The sequence below is a fragment of the Clostridium sp. AF34-10BH genome, assembly GCF_003478095.1.
Lineage (GTDB): Bacteria > Bacillota > Clostridia > Lachnospirales > Lachnospiraceae > Acetatifactor > Acetatifactor acetigignens.
This window is the reverse complement of the sequence record NZ_QUEC01000011.1, coordinates 25,185-41,934: the sequence shown is the minus strand read 5'-3', so window position 1 is coordinate 41,934 and position 16,750 is coordinate 25,185. Positions and strand designations below refer to the sequence as shown.

11 protein-coding genes are annotated in these 16,750 nt (G+C 45.3%); all 11 read left to right on the top strand.

What is annotated here, in order from left to right; translation table 11 throughout:
- The first annotated feature begins 6 nt into the window (after positions 1 to 6).
- The 11 genes from DWZ61_RS09155 to DWZ61_RS09110 all read left to right on the top strand — a co-directional run bounded on the left by DWZ61_RS09155 (position 7) and on the right by DWZ61_RS09110 (position 16,503).
- Positions 7 to 1,800: a sensor histidine kinase gene (locus DWZ61_RS09155; RefSeq protein ID WP_182427041.1), complete on the top strand. Its 1,794-nt coding sequence runs from the start codon at positions 7 to 9 to the stop codon at positions 1,798 to 1,800.
- Between the two features lie 5 nt (positions 1,801 to 1,805).
- Positions 1,806 to 3,359 (top strand): response regulator, encoded by a 1,554-nt coding sequence (locus DWZ61_RS09150; RefSeq protein ID WP_118538136.1) that lies wholly within the window; start codon positions 1,806 to 1,808, stop codon positions 3,357 to 3,359.
- 20 nt (positions 3,360 to 3,379) lie between these two features.
- Entirely contained in the window at positions 3,380 to 6,043 is a 2,664-nt protein-coding gene (locus DWZ61_RS09145; RefSeq protein WP_118538135.1) for a hypothetical protein, read from the top strand.
- Between the two features lie 22 nt (positions 6,044 to 6,065).
- Positions 6,066 to 7,412, top strand: coding sequence for a family 1 glycosylhydrolase (locus DWZ61_RS09140; RefSeq protein ID WP_118538134.1), 1,347 nt, complete (start codon positions 6,066 to 6,068; stop codon positions 7,410 to 7,412).
- A gap of 207 nt (positions 7,413 to 7,619) precedes the next feature.
- Entirely contained in the window at positions 7,620 to 7,796 is a 177-nt protein-coding gene (locus DWZ61_RS19725; RefSeq protein ID WP_182427040.1) for a hypothetical protein, read from the top strand.
- 91 nt (positions 7,797 to 7,887) lie between these two features.
- Positions 7,888 to 8,421 (top strand): Fic family protein, encoded by a 534-nt coding sequence (locus DWZ61_RS09135; protein ID WP_243026385.1) that lies wholly within the window; start codon positions 7,888 to 7,890, stop codon positions 8,419 to 8,421.
- A gap of 186 nt (positions 8,422 to 8,607) precedes the next feature.
- Positions 8,608 to 10,593: an excinuclease ABC subunit UvrB gene (uvrB, locus tag DWZ61_RS09130; RefSeq protein WP_118538132.1), complete on the top strand. Its 1,986-nt coding sequence runs from the start codon at positions 8,608 to 8,610 to the stop codon at positions 10,591 to 10,593.
- Between the two features lie 82 nt (positions 10,594 to 10,675).
- Positions 10,676 to 13,540, top strand: a complete 2,865-nt coding sequence (gene uvrA / locus DWZ61_RS09125; RefSeq protein WP_182427039.1) for an excinuclease ABC subunit UvrA — start codon at positions 10,676 to 10,678, stop codon at positions 13,538 to 13,540.
- Between the two features lie 185 nt (positions 13,541 to 13,725).
- Positions 13,726 to 14,715, top strand: a complete 990-nt coding sequence (locus DWZ61_RS09120) for a rod shape-determining protein (RefSeq protein ID WP_022312050.1) — start codon at positions 13,726 to 13,728, stop codon at positions 14,713 to 14,715.
- A gap of 90 nt (positions 14,716 to 14,805) precedes the next feature.
- Positions 14,806 to 15,582, top strand: coding sequence for a flagellar hook-basal body protein (locus DWZ61_RS09115; RefSeq protein ID WP_118503103.1), 777 nt, complete (start codon positions 14,806 to 14,808; stop codon positions 15,580 to 15,582).
- A 102-nt stretch (positions 15,583 to 15,684) separates the two neighbouring features.
- The gene (locus DWZ61_RS09110) at positions 15,685 to 16,503 is read left to right on the top strand and encodes a flagellar hook-basal body protein (protein WP_117465950.1); all 819 of its coding nucleotides are present in this window, start codon (positions 15,685 to 15,687) and stop codon (positions 16,501 to 16,503) included.
- The last annotated feature ends 247 nt before the right edge of the window (positions 16,504 to 16,750 follow it).

The window sequence follows — 16,750 nt, the reverse complement described above, 5'->3', positions numbered from 1 at the left end:
GGTGTGATGACAATGAAGAAAATGTGGAACAACCTGAATATAGCGACAAAATTGATTCTTGTGTTCTCGATGGTCAGTGTGATGCCATTGTTGGTTATGAGCTTTGTACTATATCATATTTCCGCTAATAGTCTGGAATCCGCCATGGAGGAAACTGCATCTATTTTCAGTTCACAAATAGCTTCTGACATGAATGGGTTTATCAGCGATTATGATGCGCTTACAAAATCTCTGCTGGTGAATGAAGGTCTGATGGATCGTCTGGACACAGAGATTCCGATATCACAGAGAATAGAGAATAAACTGTTTTATCGTGAACTGGTAATGAGACTGATGACGATGGAAAGTGAAATTCAGTCTGTGACGATCATGAATGAGGAAGGCGGATATTTTCAGTATGATCGTACCGGAAGATCTTTGAGTTATGAAGAATTGTTGCGGCAGGACTGGTTTTTAAAAGAACAGGAGAATTCGGAAGTTCTGTTTCTGACACCGTTGCATGACTGCTCTTATTATGATAGAAACAGAGATCAGATATTGGTTACATTTGGACGTCGTGTATACGGTGTAAACGGAAAATATGCCGGGATGATACTGATAGACCTTGCTCCGTCCAGTATTATCAAATTGAGTGATATGTTTCTTCTGGAACGCAATCAATATAATATCAAAATTAATATTACAGATGCACAGGGGGGACTGATATATGATTCTGATTTGTCCAGTGGCAGAGTTCATTACAGCGAGATTGACAAAGAAAGCCTGCTGTTTTATGAAAAGAACCCTGACGATTATATCGTAATAGAAGATACGACGAAACAGTTGGGAATTAAGGTGAATACTGTGATCCCGAGGAGCAAGATGTATCTGCGTGTCAGCTTTATCCAGAAGGTGACATGGATACTGGTGGCGGTTCTGATTGCAATCATTATTTCCGCTTCCGTTTTATTCAGCAAACAAATGGTATATTTAATCCGGAAGTTGCAGAGTAGTATGAAAAGATTGGAAAATGGAAACTATGAGTTGATTGAGGAAACAGTTGGAAATGATGAACTCGGAAGCCTGGTAAAAAGCTATAATCATATGGTCGGTAAGATGGAAGCACTGCTTGAGGAGATATATCAGGCAGGTGTACGCCAGAAAAATGCACAGTTTCTGGCACTTCGTACCCAGATTAATCCCCATTTTCTGTTTAATACCCTGGAATCCATTCGCATTAAGGCTATCCTGAACGGAGATGATGATGTGGCCGATATGGTTAAGATTCTGGCAAAAATGTTTCGTAATGTCCTGGACAGTGATAAAAAGAATTACACAGTAAACGATGAACTTGACAATATTCGGTCTTATATCTGCCTTCAGAATATCCGCTTTGACAATGTGATTACTTTGCATGAGGATGTGGATCAGAAGCTCTGTCAGGCACGTATCATGCCGATTCTGTTCCAGCCGGTCATTGAAAATTCATTCAAATACGGAAGCAGAGAGAGTGGTATACCGATCAAAATATCTATATCAGGAAGACTGGTTGATGAACATATTATGGTGTTTATCATTCAGGATGATGGTGCCGGTATGTCCGGTGAGAGACTGGAAGAAGTACGACACAGCCTGGAGGCATTGTCGGAAACATCACAGAGCGAGGAAACACAAAACTCTCATCGAATCGGTCTTCGCAATATAGCAGAGCGGATCAGATTGCGCTATGGAAATGAAGGAAAGCTGAGTATCTTATCAAGTGATGAGTACGGAACAGTGGTGGAAATTCGAATTCCTTATATGGAGCAGGAAAGAGGCTGATCAATATGGCATATAAGTTATTGATTGTTGAGGATGAAAAAGAAAAGGCAACCGGAATTGCCTATTTGACTGGAAAGTATAATCCGGAGTGCAGACCGGTTCTGCTGGCACATGACGGAAGAGAAGGATATGAGAAAGCCACCGCAGAGCAGCCGGATATTATTGTTACGGATATCAGAATGCCTGAAATGGACGGATTGGAAATGATCCGGGAACTGAAAAAGGCAGGATGCTCAGCTGAGTTTATTGTATTAAGCGGATATGCAGAATTCAGCTACGCAAAAAAGGCAATCGAACTGGGAGTCAGAGATTTTATCACAAAACCGGTTGATGAGAAAGAACTGAGTGAGACAATAACCAGGGTGTGCGGAGAAATTGCAACCAGGAGAAAGACACAGGATTCCTTGGGAAAATTGAATGATGATATGCGTAACTATGCATTGAGGGATTTCCTGACAGGTGGCACGGACAGCCGCTATAAGGTGGGAGAATTCCTGAAGGAAATGAGAGTTTTAGAAAATTACAGTCAGTATACCTGTCTGGTACTTGCTGCAGAAAATCAAGAGGAGAATATACTGCCTGTAGAAGGCTTGATTCTACAGGGGGAACAGTTCCTTTACAGTATCCGCATCGGGAATGCACAAACAGCGGTAATCATCGGAGCAAACAATTTTACGACGGAAGATAAGAGGACGCTTGTCGGAAAGTATATGATTCAAAACACGAAGGACGCAGGTCGGTTCAGTATAGGAATCGGAAGTACTTATAAAGAGTATGAAGATCTCCCTAAAGCATATGAGGAAGCTTGTGTAGCTATCAATTACCGTATTTTGAAAGGCTGCGGAACCGCTATTTTATTTGAAGAACTTTGCAATATGGAAAACCGGCCGGAACTGCTTACGGAAGAAGAGACAGAGCAATTAAAGGATAGAATTGATCGTTTTGACCAGAATGGCTTCCGGATTACCGTGAAAGGAATTTTTCACAGAATTCTTTCAGAGAATACATTGACACTTCCGGAATTGCAGAAACTGAGCTTGAATATTGTGCTTCTGGGATTACATAACATACCGACGGCACAGCTTCAGATGAATGAATACTTTGGAAAGAATTTATTTACTTTGAAGAGTATTGAAAAATTCAAGACAATGGAACAGTTGGAAAACTGGATCATGAATATGGTCAGCAGTGTCAATGAAGTTATGCTGAAAGATAATATGCCGAAAAAGAAGGATGTTATTGCAGAAGCAAAGGAGTACATCAGGCAAAACTATAATCAGAATATTTCATTGAATGACATATCCGGGAAATTTTATATTAATCCTTACTATTTCAGTCAATTGTTTAAGAAAAAAACCGGAATGACCTATCAGAAGTATCTGACAGATTATCGTGTGGATCGTGCCAAAAAGCTGTTGGCAGAGACGGAACTGCATATTTATGAGGTGTGTAAAGCGGTGGGATACAGTGATGTAAACCATTTTAATCAGACATTTGAACGGGTGGAAGGAATGAAACCCAGCGAGTACAGACAAAAATACAAACAGGAAGAGAACTGACAGCAGATGAGGAGGCGTTTATGAATTCCAAAATAAACAGCCTGTTGCATGGAGAGATGGAAAATTATATTTTCCCCTTTTTCTGGCAACACGGTGAATCGGAAGCAGTGCTGAGAAAATACATGCAGGTAATTTATGATGCAAATATTCGCGCGGTGTGTATAGAAAGCCGCCCACATCCGGATTTTGTGGGAGCCGGCTGGTGGCGGGATATGGACATTATTTTGGAGGAAGCAAGAAAACGGAAAATGAAGGTCTGGATACTGGATGACAGTCATTTCCCCACAGGATATTGTAACGGAAAAATTGAGGAAAAACCAGACACCTGCAAGAGATGGTTCCTGACCTACCGAGTGTTGGACAGGGTGGCTCCGGGAGAAAGAAAAGTCTGGAAGAGATCAAGCTACGATAGAGCAGAACCGTTTGTCCCATCCTGGATCGAGAATTATTTTCACATGGAATTTGAAACATTCCCGGGAGATCAGACACTGGGGATAATAGCGGTGCGGAAAAACGGATCAGTGGAGAAAGATCTGATATTGCTGGAGGAAAAAAACGGAGAGATAGCGTATGCACCGACGGAAGGAGAATGGAAAGTATATGCACTTCATCTGACGAGAAATCGTGGGTCACATCGTAATTACATGAATATGTTGGATGAGGAGGCCTGTCATACACTGATCGAGGCTGTGTATGAGCCACACTATGCACATTATCAAGAGGATTTCGGAGATACCATTGCAGGATTTTTCTCGGATGAACCGGAGATCGGGAACGGTCATCTCTATCAGATGGATCAGAAGATCTATCAGATGGAAGATCAACCTTGGAGCAGGGAACTTGCACAGGATCTTGAGAAAACGTTTGGAACGGAATATGCAAAATATCTGCCGCTTTTATGGGAAAGGGAATTTGATGAGAATCTGACGGCCAAGGTGCGTTTCAGTTACATGGATAAAGTTACCAGATGCGTGGAAAGGGATTTTTCCCGGCAGATAGGAGACTGGTGTCACAAACACGGTGTCGAATACATAGGCCACCTGATCGAAGACAATAACCAGCATGCTCGCTGCGGATCGAGTCTGGGACACTATTTCCGCGGACTGGCAGGACAGGATATGTCAGGAATAGATGATATTGGAGGACAGGTATTACCACAGGGAGAAGATATTGCTTATGTCTCTCATCTGGGGACACCGCGTGACGGTGTGTTTTATCATTTCACATTGGGGCGTCTTGCTTCCAGCGCGGCAGCAATAGATCGTCGTAAAAAAGATCGCTCCATGTGCGAAATTTTTGGAAATTATGGCTGGAAAGAAGGGGTGAGACTGGAGGCATATCTGGCGGATCATTTTATGGTTCGAGGTGTGAATCATTTTGTTCCGCATGCTTTTTCGGCCAAGGATTTCCCGGATCAGGACTGCCCACCGCATTTTTATGCACATGGACATAATCCGCAATACCGTCACTTTGGAGTGCTGATGAATTATATGAATCGTATCTGCAATCTGATAAACGGTGGACATCATGAGAGCGAAGCGGCGATTTTGTATCATGGCGAAGCCGAGTGGACGGGAATGACATGCATGTATATTCAGGAACCGGCGAGAATTCTGACGGAAGCACAGATTGGATTTGACTTCTTGCCGTCAGATATTTTTACAGACAGTTGTTATGAAACGGATCTGAGTGACGGATTACAGGTCCATACACAGAAATATAAGATTTTCATTATTCCACAGACCGATTATATAACAAAGGAAACGGCAGAAGCTGTTATCCGACTGGGAAAACAGGGATTCCCCTGTGTATTCCTAAATGCCTATCCCAAAGGAATATGCAGTTGGATCGACAGTAATAGTGAAGCGGAAAGGTTGTCACAAATACGCAAATACGCAGAAACATTGCCGGTAACGAAACTTTTGGAGTACATGAGAAAGCACAGGATGCCGGAAATACAGATGATTCCGGAGAATAAAGATATTCGCAGTTACAGGTATCATGGAGACCCGGAACTCTTGTACCTTGTGAATGAAGGAACGACGATATATGAAGGCACGGTGCTCTTGTCAGATAAAAGAGAGATATGCTATCGGTATAATGCATGGGAAAATGAACTGGAAGAGCTACAGCTAAAAGAAGGAAATTCGATAGAGTTTAATGTGCGGATAGAACCCGGAAAAAGTTGGATCATCATATTTGATACGGAAACCCCGGACTGTTTGAAAAAGCAATCGACGTATACGGTAACAGGAGGCAGAAATCTGAATAAAGGATGGACACGCTCGGTGTGCGATAGCATTCATTATCCTGTATTTGAACAGCCTGTAGCGGTAGAATTACCAGATCATGCAGAGAAGGAAATGCCGGATTTCGGCGGTGTGATTCGTTATGAACAGGAAGTGGAACTGAGACCGGAAGAAATACAACATGCAGTTTTAGAGATCAGTGACGCAGGGGAAGCCGTACAAGTATTTGTAAACGGAGCAGATTGTGGAATCCAGATTATTCCACCGTATCGGTATGAGATTGATAAGTTACTTATAACAGGAAAAAACCGGATTGTAATCGAAGTTGCTACTACATTGGAGCGGAGAATACCACCAAAGAGAAAACAGGAGAACTGGAAACCGGAGAATCAGATCGGTTTATGCGGAGAAGTACATTTATATCACAAAAAATAACAAGAGCAGGAGGAACAGGAAAATGAAATTATTTCCGGAGAATTTTTTATGGGGAGCAGCCAGTGCTTCCTTCCAGATAGAGGGAGCCAGAAATGAGGATGGTAAGACCGACAGTATCTGGGACGCTACTGCAGATGGACACATCAAGCGGAACCTAAATGGGGATAAGGCTTGTGATCATTATCATCGTTACAGAGAGGATATCGCTCTGATGAAAGAGCTGGGATTGAAGAGTTACCGGTTTTCCGTCAGTTGGCCGAGAGTTATGCCTCAAAGAGGTATTATCAACGAAAAAGGACTTCAGTTTTATCGAGATCTGACAGGCGAACTGCGTCGTGCCGGGATTGAGCCGCTGTGTACTTTGTATCATTGGGATCTTCCTATGTGGGCTTACAACGAAGGAGGATGGGAGAATCCACAGATTATTGATGAATTTAAAGAATATATTCAGACTGTGGTAGACGCTTTATCTGATAAAGTGCGTTATTGGATAACGTTCAACGAGCCGGCATGCTTTATCGGGTTCGGTTATTTTGAAGGTCGACAAGCTCCGTTTAAGACAAATACGATGACAAAAGAGCAACGATTCAGTGATCTGGCTTACATCAGCAGGAATGTATTATTATGTCACGGATATGCGGTGAAAATTATTAGAGAACGTTCGAAACTTGCAGATCCGCAGATTGGATTCGCCTTGAATGGACGCAATTTTGTGGCGTATGATGAAACGACTGATGGAATCGAAAAAGCAAGAAATGAAATGTTTGATATTGAAAAGGGATTTTCCATGGCGGTAAACTGGTGGGCAGATCCAATGATTTTGGGAAAAGCACCACAGTATCTGGAAAAGGTTTTGACACAAGAGGATTTGAAAGTAATCTGCCAGCCGTTGAACTTTTTTGGGTATAATATTTATTTTGCTAACAATTATAATGCAGATGCAAAATCTCCCGATCTCGGCTGGCCCGGAATGCCACGTACACAGTTAGGATGGGCGATTACCCCCGAGGTACTTTACTGGTCTCCGAAATTCCTGTATGAACGATATCATCTTCCAATTCTGATTACGGAGAATGGTATGTCCAATCTTGATTTTGTAATGAGTGACGGTAAGGTACATGACCCTCAGAGGGTTGATTATATGTATTGCTATCTGAGTAAATTGTATCGTGCAATGAATGATGGGATTCCTGTGATAGGATATACAGCATGGGCATTTACAGATAATTTTGAGTGGGCGGAAGGATGCGACCCGAGATTTGGATTAGTTTATGTGGACTATAGATCACAGCAGCGAATTCCGAAAGATTCCTTTTATTGGTATCAGCAGGTGATTCGGGATAATGGTGTTGGCGATATCATGCAGTAAAGAGGCGTATGATAAAAAAGTACAGAACAAACATTCGATTTTGTTCTGTACTTTTTTATTTTTGAATGATATACTAGACGGGTAATCATACTAAGAAAATGATGGAGTTTTTCGAGGCGCTGGTAGAGCAACTTTATGATGAAATAATAGTGAAGAATTTAAGAATTTTTGATATAATAAGAAGAGCAGAAAAGGAGGACTGATACAATGACTAATGCAGAAGCTTGGGATTATGCAATCGGAATGATCAGGGTAGATGGACTTGAACCTACAGAGGATTTAAAAAAATATATCGAAAAAGAAAAAACAGGTGAGGCAACGATGGAAGATGTTAAAAAATTTCTTGATAAGAAATATAAGATGAAGGAGCCTGCGAATGCGTGATCCGTATTTGTATGAAAATACAGAGGTATTAAAAAACAAACTGGATATCAGAACGCAGGATGGGCTGAATGATGCGGAAGCAGATTACGTGGTGTATCGTTTAAAAGAGTTAGCAATGAATCCATTGCCGGGAGAATATAATACCGAACATCTTTTAAGGATGCACCATTATATTTTTCAGGATTTATATGAATGGGCAGGAGAACCACGTATCATTGCTATCTATAAGGAGGAAGATGTCCTCGGAGGTATGTCAGTAGAGTACTCTGATCCGTTTGATATCGTGAAGGATATTCACAATATCCTTTCAGATATGCGAGGAAAGCCTTGGAAAGATATGGATAGAAAGCGTGCAACAGTCGAATTTTGCGATTCTCTGGCAAGACTATGGAAAGTACATCCTTTTCGGGAAGGAAACACCAGAACAACGATAACATTTTTCTGCCAATATGCTGATGCGATTGGCTTAAAGATAAACAGAGAGTTATTTGAAAAAAACAGCAGATATGTTCGAATGGCCTTGGTAGCATATAATGCATATTTTGCGGATGGCAGTAATTTCTCAAAGAGAGAATATCTGGAAAAAATAGTATATGATGCAATGGCTGAGCGTACAGTGTTATGAAAATGTTGAAATATTGCGTGTTATCATCAGGGTATAAGAAGTACAGAACAAACATTCGATTTTGTTCTGTACTTTTTTATTTTTGAATGATATACTAGACAGGTAATCATACTAAGAAGATGATAGAGACTTCCTATTTTTACAGATAGAGTTTTACAGATAGAAGCGAAAATCAGGAGAAGGAATATGGATCATTTCAAATTACATTCCGAATATCAGCCTACCGGAGACCAGCCGCAGGCTATTGCGGAGCTGGTGGAAGGCTTCCGGCAGGGCAATCAGTTTGAGACATTGCTGGGTGTTACCGGTTCCGGTAAGACCTTTACCATGGCCAATGTGATCCAGGCATTGAATAAGCCGACGCTGATCATTGCCCACAACAAGACACTGGCGGGGCAGCTTTACGGGGAAATGAAGGAATTTTTCCCAGAAAATGCCGTGGAATATTTTGTCTCCTATTACGATTATTATCAGCCGGAGGCTTACGTGCCGTCTTCGGACACTTATATTGCCAAGGATTCTTCCATCAATGATGAGATCGATAAACTGCGTCTGTCAGCGACAGCATCCCTGGCGGAACGCAGGGATGTGGTGGTAGTGGCCAGCGTGTCCTGTATCTATGGTCTGGGAAGCCCCGACGAATATCAGGATCTGATCGTATCCCTGCGTCCCGGCATGGTGAAGGATCGTGACGAGGTATTGCGGGAACTGATCGATATTCAGTACAACCGCAACGATATGGATATTCAGCGTGCCACTTTCCGTGTCAGGGGAGATGTGGTGGAAGTATATCCGGCACAGGGCGGCGATTATCTCATCCGTATCGAATTTTTCGGGGATGAGATCGACCGGATCGCAGAGGTAGAGCCTCTTACAGGGAAAATTCATGCAGAGCTGAATCATGTGGCGATCTTCCCGGCATCCCATTATGTGGTATCTCAGGAGAAGATCAAGGCAGCATGTGACAATATCGAAGAAGAGATGAAGGAACGGGTACAGTTTTTCAAGGGCGAAGACAAGCTGATCGAGGCCCAGCGGATTGCGGAACGGACGAATTTCGATATTGAGATGCTCCGGGAGACCGGTTTCTGTTCCGGTATCGAGAACTATTCCAGACATCTGAACGGACTTCCTGAGGGAGCACCGCCTATGACGCTGCTTGATTTCTTCCCGGATGATTTCCTGATTATCGTGGACGAGTCCCATATGACGATCCCACAGATCCGCGGTATGTATGCCGGGGACCGCTCGCGAAAGCAGACACTGGTGGACTACGGTTTCCGTCTGCCCTCGGCACTGGATAATAGACCGTTGAACTTTGAGGAATTCGAGGCGCATATCGACCAGATGATGTTCGTATCCGCCACTCCTTCCGATTATGAGAAGGAGCATGAACTGCTGCGGACAGAGCAGATCATTCGTCCCACAGGTCTGCTGGATCCGGAAGTACAGGTGCGCCCGGTAGAGGGACAGATCGATGACCTGATCGGAGAGGTCAACAAGGAGATCGCACAGCATCATAAGGTACTGATCACCACACTGACCAAGCGGATGGCAGAGGATCTTACGGATTATATGAAGGAAGTCGGTATTCGGGTGAAATATCTGCATTCTGACATTGATACGCTGGAGCGTGCCCAGATCATCCGGGATATGCGTCTGGATGTGTTCGATGTACTGGTAGGTATCAACCTGTTGCGAGAGGGTCTGGATATTCCGGAGATCACTCTGGTGGCCATTCTGGATGCGGATAAGGAAGGATTCCTCAGAAGCGCGACTTCCCTGATCCAGACCATCGGCCGTGCGGCCCGTAATGCGGAAGGCCATGTCATCATGTATGCGGACACCATCACGGACTCCATGCGGGAAGCACTGGATGAGACCAACAGACGTCGTGAGATCCAGATGAAATATAATGAAGAACATGGTATCACCCCCCAGACGATCAAAAAGGCGGTGCGTGATCTTATCAGCATCTCCAAGGTAATCGCCAAGGAAGAGGTACGCTTTGAGAAGGATCCCGAATCCATGACGAAGAAGGAACTGGAGAAGCTGATCGGCGAGATCCAGAAGAAGATGCAGAAAGCAGCGGCAGACCTGAATTTCGAAGCGGCAGCAGAACTTAGAGATAAAATGCTTGAATTAAAGAAACAATTAAATGATATGGAATAAAAGTAAAGCATCAAAGATGCGATTTTGCGAATGGGGCTCTGAATAATTGGAGAACGATATTTTATTTAAGAAAGGCAAGACAATGGAAGAAGCAAAGAAGATGCGTCCCCGGGAGTACATTAAGATCCGGGGTGCCAATGAACATAACCTGAAAAACATTAATGTGGACATTCCCAGAAACGAGCTGGTGGTATTGACCGGTATGTCCGGTTCCGGTAAGTCCTCTCTGGCATTCGACACGATCTATGCAGAGGGACAGAGACGCTACATGGAATCCCTGTCCTCCTATGCGAGACAGTTCCTGGGCCAGATGGAGAAGCCCAATGTGGAAAGCATCGAAGGACTGTCCCCCGCTATCTCCATTGACCAGAAATCCACCAACCGTAACCCTCGTTCTACCGTAGGTACGGTAACAGAGATTTATGACTATTTCCGTCTGCTGTATGCGAGAATCGGTATTCCCCACTGCCCGAAGTGTGGCAGAGAGATTGCCAAGCAGACTGTAGATCAGATGGTGGATCAGATTATGAACATGGGAGAAGGCACGAAGATCCAGTTGCTGGCCCCCGTGGTCAGAGGCCGCAAGGGCGAGCATGCCAAGGTGTTGGAGCGCGCCAAGAGAAGCGGTTATGTCCGGGTACGGATCGACGGCAGCATGTATGAACTGACGGAAGAGATCAAACTGGATAAAAATATCAAGCACAATATCGACATCGTGGTAGATCGTCTGGTGGTAAAGGATGGTATTCAGCGCCGTCTGACAGACTCTATTGAAAACGTACTGGAACTGGCAGAGGGGCTGCTGGTGGTGGATGTGATCGGCGGCGAACCGGCGACTTTCAGCCAGAGCTTTTCCTGTCCGGACTGTGGTATCAGTGTCAGCGAAGTGGAGCCCAGAAGCTTTTCCTTCAACAATCCTTTCGGTGCCTGCCCGGTATGCTTCGGCCTGGGATATAAGATGGAATTCGACGAGGATCTGATGATCCCGGACAAGAGACTCAGCATCAATGAGGGAGCCATCACGGTCATGGGCTGGCAGTCCTGTGCGGACAAGTCTAGCTTTACCAATGCTATTTTGCGGGCACTGGCGAAGGAATACAATTTTGATCTGGATACTCCCTTCCAGGATTATCCCCAGAAGATTCATGACATTCTGATCCACGGCACCAACGGTAAAGAGGTCCTGGTGCATTATACCGGCCAGCGCGGCAGTGGTGTGTATCCAGTAGCCTTTGAAGGCCTGATCAAAAATGTGGAGCGCCGCTATCGTGAGACCGCTTCCGAGAGCAGCAAACAGGAATATGAGACCTTCATGCGCATCACTCCCTGTAAAGAATGTAAGGGCATGCGACTGAAGAAGGAATCTCTGGCGGTTACCGTATGCGACAAGAATATTTATGAGATCACATCCATGTCCATCCGTGATCTGCAGAAATTCCTGGATACCATGACGCTGACGAAACAGCAGCAGTTCATCGGTGAGCGTGTGCTGAAGGAGATCCGCGCAAGAGTAGGATTTCTGGTGGATGTGGGACTGGAATATTTGTCCCTGGCCAGAGCTACGGCTACCCTGTCCGGCGGTGAAGCACAGCGTATCCGTCTGGCTACCCAGATCGGTTCCGGACTGGTGGGTGTATGCTATATTCTGGACGAGCCCAGCATCGGCCTGCACCAGAGAGACAATGACAAACTGCTGAATACTCTGAAGAACCTGCGGGATCTGGGGAACACTCTGGTAGTGGTAGAGCATGATGAAGACACCATGCTGGCAGCGGATTATATCGTGGACATTGGTCCGGGAGCCGGTTCCCACGGCGGAGAGGTCATTGCCTGCGGCACAGCAGAAGAGATCATGCAGATTCCAGAATCCATTACGGGACAGTACCTCAGCGGCAAAAAGCGGATTCCCGTACCAGAAACCAGAAGGACTCCCACCGGCTGGATCAAAGTACTGGGAGCTCAGGAAAACAACCTGAAAAACGTAGATGTAGAAATTCCTCTGGGTGTGATGACCTGTGTCACCGGTGTCTCCGGTTCCGGAAAAAGTTCACTGGTGAATGAGATCCTCTACAAACATCTGGCGAGAGAATTGAACCGTGCCCGCTGCATTCCCGGCAGACACAAGGGTATCGAAGGTGTGGAACAGCTGGACAAAGTCATCAACATTGACCAGTCTCCCATCGGACGGACTCCCAGATCCAACCCCGCTACTTATACCGGAGTATTTGATCTGATCCGCGATCTGTTTGCTTCTACGGCGGACGCAAAGGCCAAGGGTTACAGCAAGGGACGATTCAGCTTCAATGTCAAGGGCGGAAGATGTGAAGCCTGCGGTGGCGATGGTATCATCAAGATCGAGATGCATTTCCTGCCGGATGTCTATGTGCCCTGTGAGGTCTGCGGCGGTAAGAGATACAACCGTGAGACACTGGATGTAAAATACAAAGGCAAGAGTATTTTTGATGTGTTGGATATGACGGTGGAAGAAGCATTGCCTTTCTTCGAAAATGTACCGTTTATCCGCAGAAAGATCGAGACCCTGTATGATGTGGGACTTTCCTATGTAAAGCTGGGACAGCCTTCCACTACCCTGTCCGGTGGTGAGGCACAGCGTATCAAGCTGGCCACGGAGCTTTCCAGAAGAAGTACCGGCAGGACCATCTATATCCTGGATGAGCCTACCACAGGACTGCATTTTGAGGATGTCCATAAGCTGGTGGAGATCCTGCACAGACTGGCGGACGGCGGCAACACGGTGGTTGTCATCGAGCATAATCTGGATGTGATCAAGACCGCGGATTATATCATCGATATGGGACCGGAAGGCGGAGACCGCGGTGGTACAGTGATCGCCAAGGGAACCCCGGAAGAGATCGTCAAGGTGAAAAAATCCTACACCGGTTACTATGTGAAAAAGATGCTGGAGAAGGACAAGAAACTACGATAACTATTCAGCCCCCCATTCGCAAAACGCTCTTTCATGGCTCCCTGATTCTGAATAGTTATCAAATTTTAAGAATTACCCTCTATGAAAATGGAAAAAATTCAGTTATAATATGATGTATATGACTAAAATAGCGTGTAGAGTCAAGACTTATAGATAGATACCATCGGAAAGGGGTAATAAAAAAGATGCAGTGCACAGATATCGGAATTGATTTAGGTACCGCCAGCATTCTGGTATACATCAGAGGAAAGGGCGTTGTATTAAAGGAGCCCTCTGTTGTAGCTTTTGATAGAGATACAAATAAGATTAAAGCCATCGGTGAGGATGCAAGACTGATGCTGGGAAGAACTCCCGGCAACATCGTAGCCGTAAGACCGTTACGTCAGGGTGTTATCTCTGATTATACCGTAACCGAGAAAATGATGAAATACTTTATCCAGAAAGCGCTGGGGAAGAGAACTTTCCGTAAGCCCCGTATCGCTGTCTGTGTTCCCAGCGGCGTTACAGAGGTAGAGAAGAAGGCAGTAGAAGATGCTACCTACCAGGCAGGTGCCAGAGAGGTTTCCATTATTGAGGAACCCATCGCAGCTGCTATCGGTGCGGGTATTGATATTTCCAAGCCTTGCGGTAATATGATCGTAGATATCGGCGGCGGTACTTCCGATATCGCAGTCATATCTCTGGGAGGTACTGTAGTCAGTGCTTCCATCAAGATCGCAGGCGATGATTTTGATGAAGCCATTGTGCGTTATATGCGTAAAAAACATAATCTGCTCATCGGTGAGAGAACCGCAGAGGATCTGAAGATCAAGATCGGTTCCTGCTACAAGAGAGCGGAAGTGGATTATATGGATGTCAGAGGACGTAACCTCGTGACCGGTCTGCCCAAGACTGTTAAGGTGTCTTCCGAGGAGACCGAGGAGGCATTGCGCGAGACTACCGCACAGATCGTGGAGACCATTCACAGCGTACTGGAGAAGACTCCCCCTGAGCTGGCAGCCGATATTGCAGACAGAGGAATCGTACTGACCGGAGGTGGAAGCCTGCTGCGCGGTCTGGAAGATCTGATCTCTGCCAAGACAGGTATCAACACCATGACAGCAGAGGATCCCATGACAGCAGTAGCTATCGGAACCGGTAAATACGTAGAGTTCCTGGCAGGCTACAGAGAGTAACACAGACAGCTCCGGGGAACCGGAAAAGATAGACTAAGGCAGGATGCCGTACATTTGTCGAAGGATCGCAGCCGCAAATGGAGGATATGAATGGTTAAAGGCTTGTATACCGCTTACACCGGTATGGTAAACGAACAGAACAGAATGGATATCATGACCAACAATCTGGCCAATGCATCTACCGTCGGATATAAAAAGGAAGGATCCACCAGCCAGTCCTTTAATGATGTGCTGACGGTCAAGATCAAGGACCAGTCGGTAGGCATGAGAAATGTCCAGAGGATCGGTATCAAAAATCCCGGAGTGAAGATCGGAGAGAATTATACCGATTATACTCAGGGATCTTTCCGCATTACGGATAATACCTATGATCTGGCATTAGCCGGAGATGGCTTTTTTGCCATTGAATTTACCAATAAGGCAGGAGAGACCGACACCAAATACACCCGTGCAGGACAGTTTACACTGAATAAGGATGGATATCTGGTAACGGAAGAGGGTGACTATGTTCTGGATACCCAGAACAGGAGGATCCGCCTGAACACACTGCTGGATTCCAAGATCACCGATGACGGTACGATTTATCAGAACGATCAGGCAGTTGCCAGAATTCAGGTGACGGACTTTGAAGATTATGATTACCTGGAAAAATATGGAGAGACCTATTATCAGCCCATTGAAGGGGCCAAAACGACTACGGCAGATGCACAGGTGAAGTCAGGCTATCTGGAGATGGCAAATGTACAGATTGTATCCGAGATGGTAAATCTGATCTCCATTACCAGAGCATATGAATCCAACCAGAAGGTGGTCCAGACCATTGATGGCACTCTGGATGTAGCAGCGAACCAGATTGGTAAACTGTAGTAATGAATTCGGCTGGGACAGCCGATAACTGATTATAGAATATTTTCAGGATAAAAATCAGGTCATGGATGACATAAGGGACATTGTGAGAGGAGACTACATATGGTCAGAAGCTTATGGACAGCAGCGACCGGCATGATCGCACAGCAGACAAATGTGGATACGATTGCCAATAATCTGGCAAACGTAAACACCACAGGTTACAAAACACAGGTGAATGAATTCAAGAGCCTGTTATACCAGAACATCCAGACGAAGACAACTTCCGCAAACGGAGATACCAAGCCCGGCAGTGCGCAGGTAGGTCTCGGTGTAAGAAATGCTTCCATCAGTTCCGTATTTAAGGAAGGAAGTCTGACAGCATCCGACAGCGACACCGCATTTGCAATTGATGGCAAGGGTTTCTTTGCAGTAAGAGGAGCGGACGGCAATACCTACTACACCAGAAACGGTAATCTGAAGTTTACTCTTGCAGCCAACGGCGGCAATATGCTGGCTACTTCTGATGGACTTCCGGTACTGGATACACAGGGTAAAGCAATTGTTCTGGGCAGCAATTATGTGATGAGCAATATTACAGTCAGCAAGGACGGAAGTCTGTGTTATCCCGATGCAAAGAACAAACCTCAGCCTATCGGCATCACAATAGGTGTTTTCCAGTTCAATAATCCGAACGGACTGGAAAGACTGGCAGACAGCCTGTATCAGCAGACCGCAGCCAGCGGACAGGCTATCAACGAAGCAAGAAATAATAATGTAGAAAAGAGCAGTATTATCCAGGGATATCTGGAAAGCTCCAATGTACAGGTCGTAGACGAGATGGTCAACATGATCGTTGCACAGCGTGCCTACGAACTCAACTCCAAAGCCATCACAGCATCCGATGAGATGCTACAGCAGGCCAACAACCTGCGTAGGTAATGAGAAATGTCAAACCGTAAGATGACGATTCGCCTGCTTGCAGGCGGAAACGTCAGATTGCGGTTTGATAGGGCGAATGCCCGACATCGAAGGAAACGCGAAGCGTTTACGAGATGCATTGCTCATTACCGTAGGGACGATTCGCCTGCTTGCAGGCGGAAACGTCAGATTGCGGTTTGATAGGGCGAATGCCCGACATCGAAGGAAACGCGAAGCGTTTACGAGATGCATTGCTCATTACCGTAGG

Excerpts from the sequence above, each read along its gene's own strand:
- DWZ61_RS09145 (WP_118538135.1), top strand. The coding sequence starts at position 3,380 with ATGAATTCCAAAATAAACAGCCTGTTGCATGGAGAGATGGAAAATTAT.
- DWZ61_RS09120 (WP_022312050.1), top strand. The coding sequence starts at position 13,726 with ATGCAGTGCACAGATATCGGAATTGATTTAGGTACCGCCAGCATTCTG.
- DWZ61_RS09155 (WP_182427041.1), top strand. The coding sequence starts at position 7 with ATGACAATGAAGAAAATGTGGAACAACCTGAATATAGCGACAAAATTG.
- DWZ61_RS09110 (WP_117465950.1), top strand. The coding sequence starts at position 15,685 with ATGGTCAGAAGCTTATGGACAGCAGCGACCGGCATGATCGCACAGCAG.
- uvrA (WP_182427039.1), top strand. The coding sequence starts at position 10,676 with ATGGAAGAAGCAAAGAAGATGCGTCCCCGGGAGTACATTAAGATCCGG.
- DWZ61_RS09140 (WP_118538134.1), top strand. The coding sequence starts at position 6,066 with ATGAAATTATTTCCGGAGAATTTTTTATGGGGAGCAGCCAGTGCTTCC.
- DWZ61_RS19725 (WP_182427040.1), top strand. The coding sequence starts at position 7,620 with ATGACTAATGCAGAAGCTTGGGATTATGCAATCGGAATGATCAGGGTA.
- DWZ61_RS09150 (WP_118538136.1), top strand. The coding sequence starts at position 1,806 with ATGGCATATAAGTTATTGATTGTTGAGGATGAAAAAGAAAAGGCAACC.
- DWZ61_RS09115 (WP_118503103.1), top strand. The coding sequence starts at position 14,806 with ATGGTTAAAGGCTTGTATACCGCTTACACCGGTATGGTAAACGAACAG.
- uvrB (WP_118538132.1), top strand. The coding sequence starts at position 8,608 with ATGGATCATTTCAAATTACATTCCGAATATCAGCCTACCGGAGACCAG.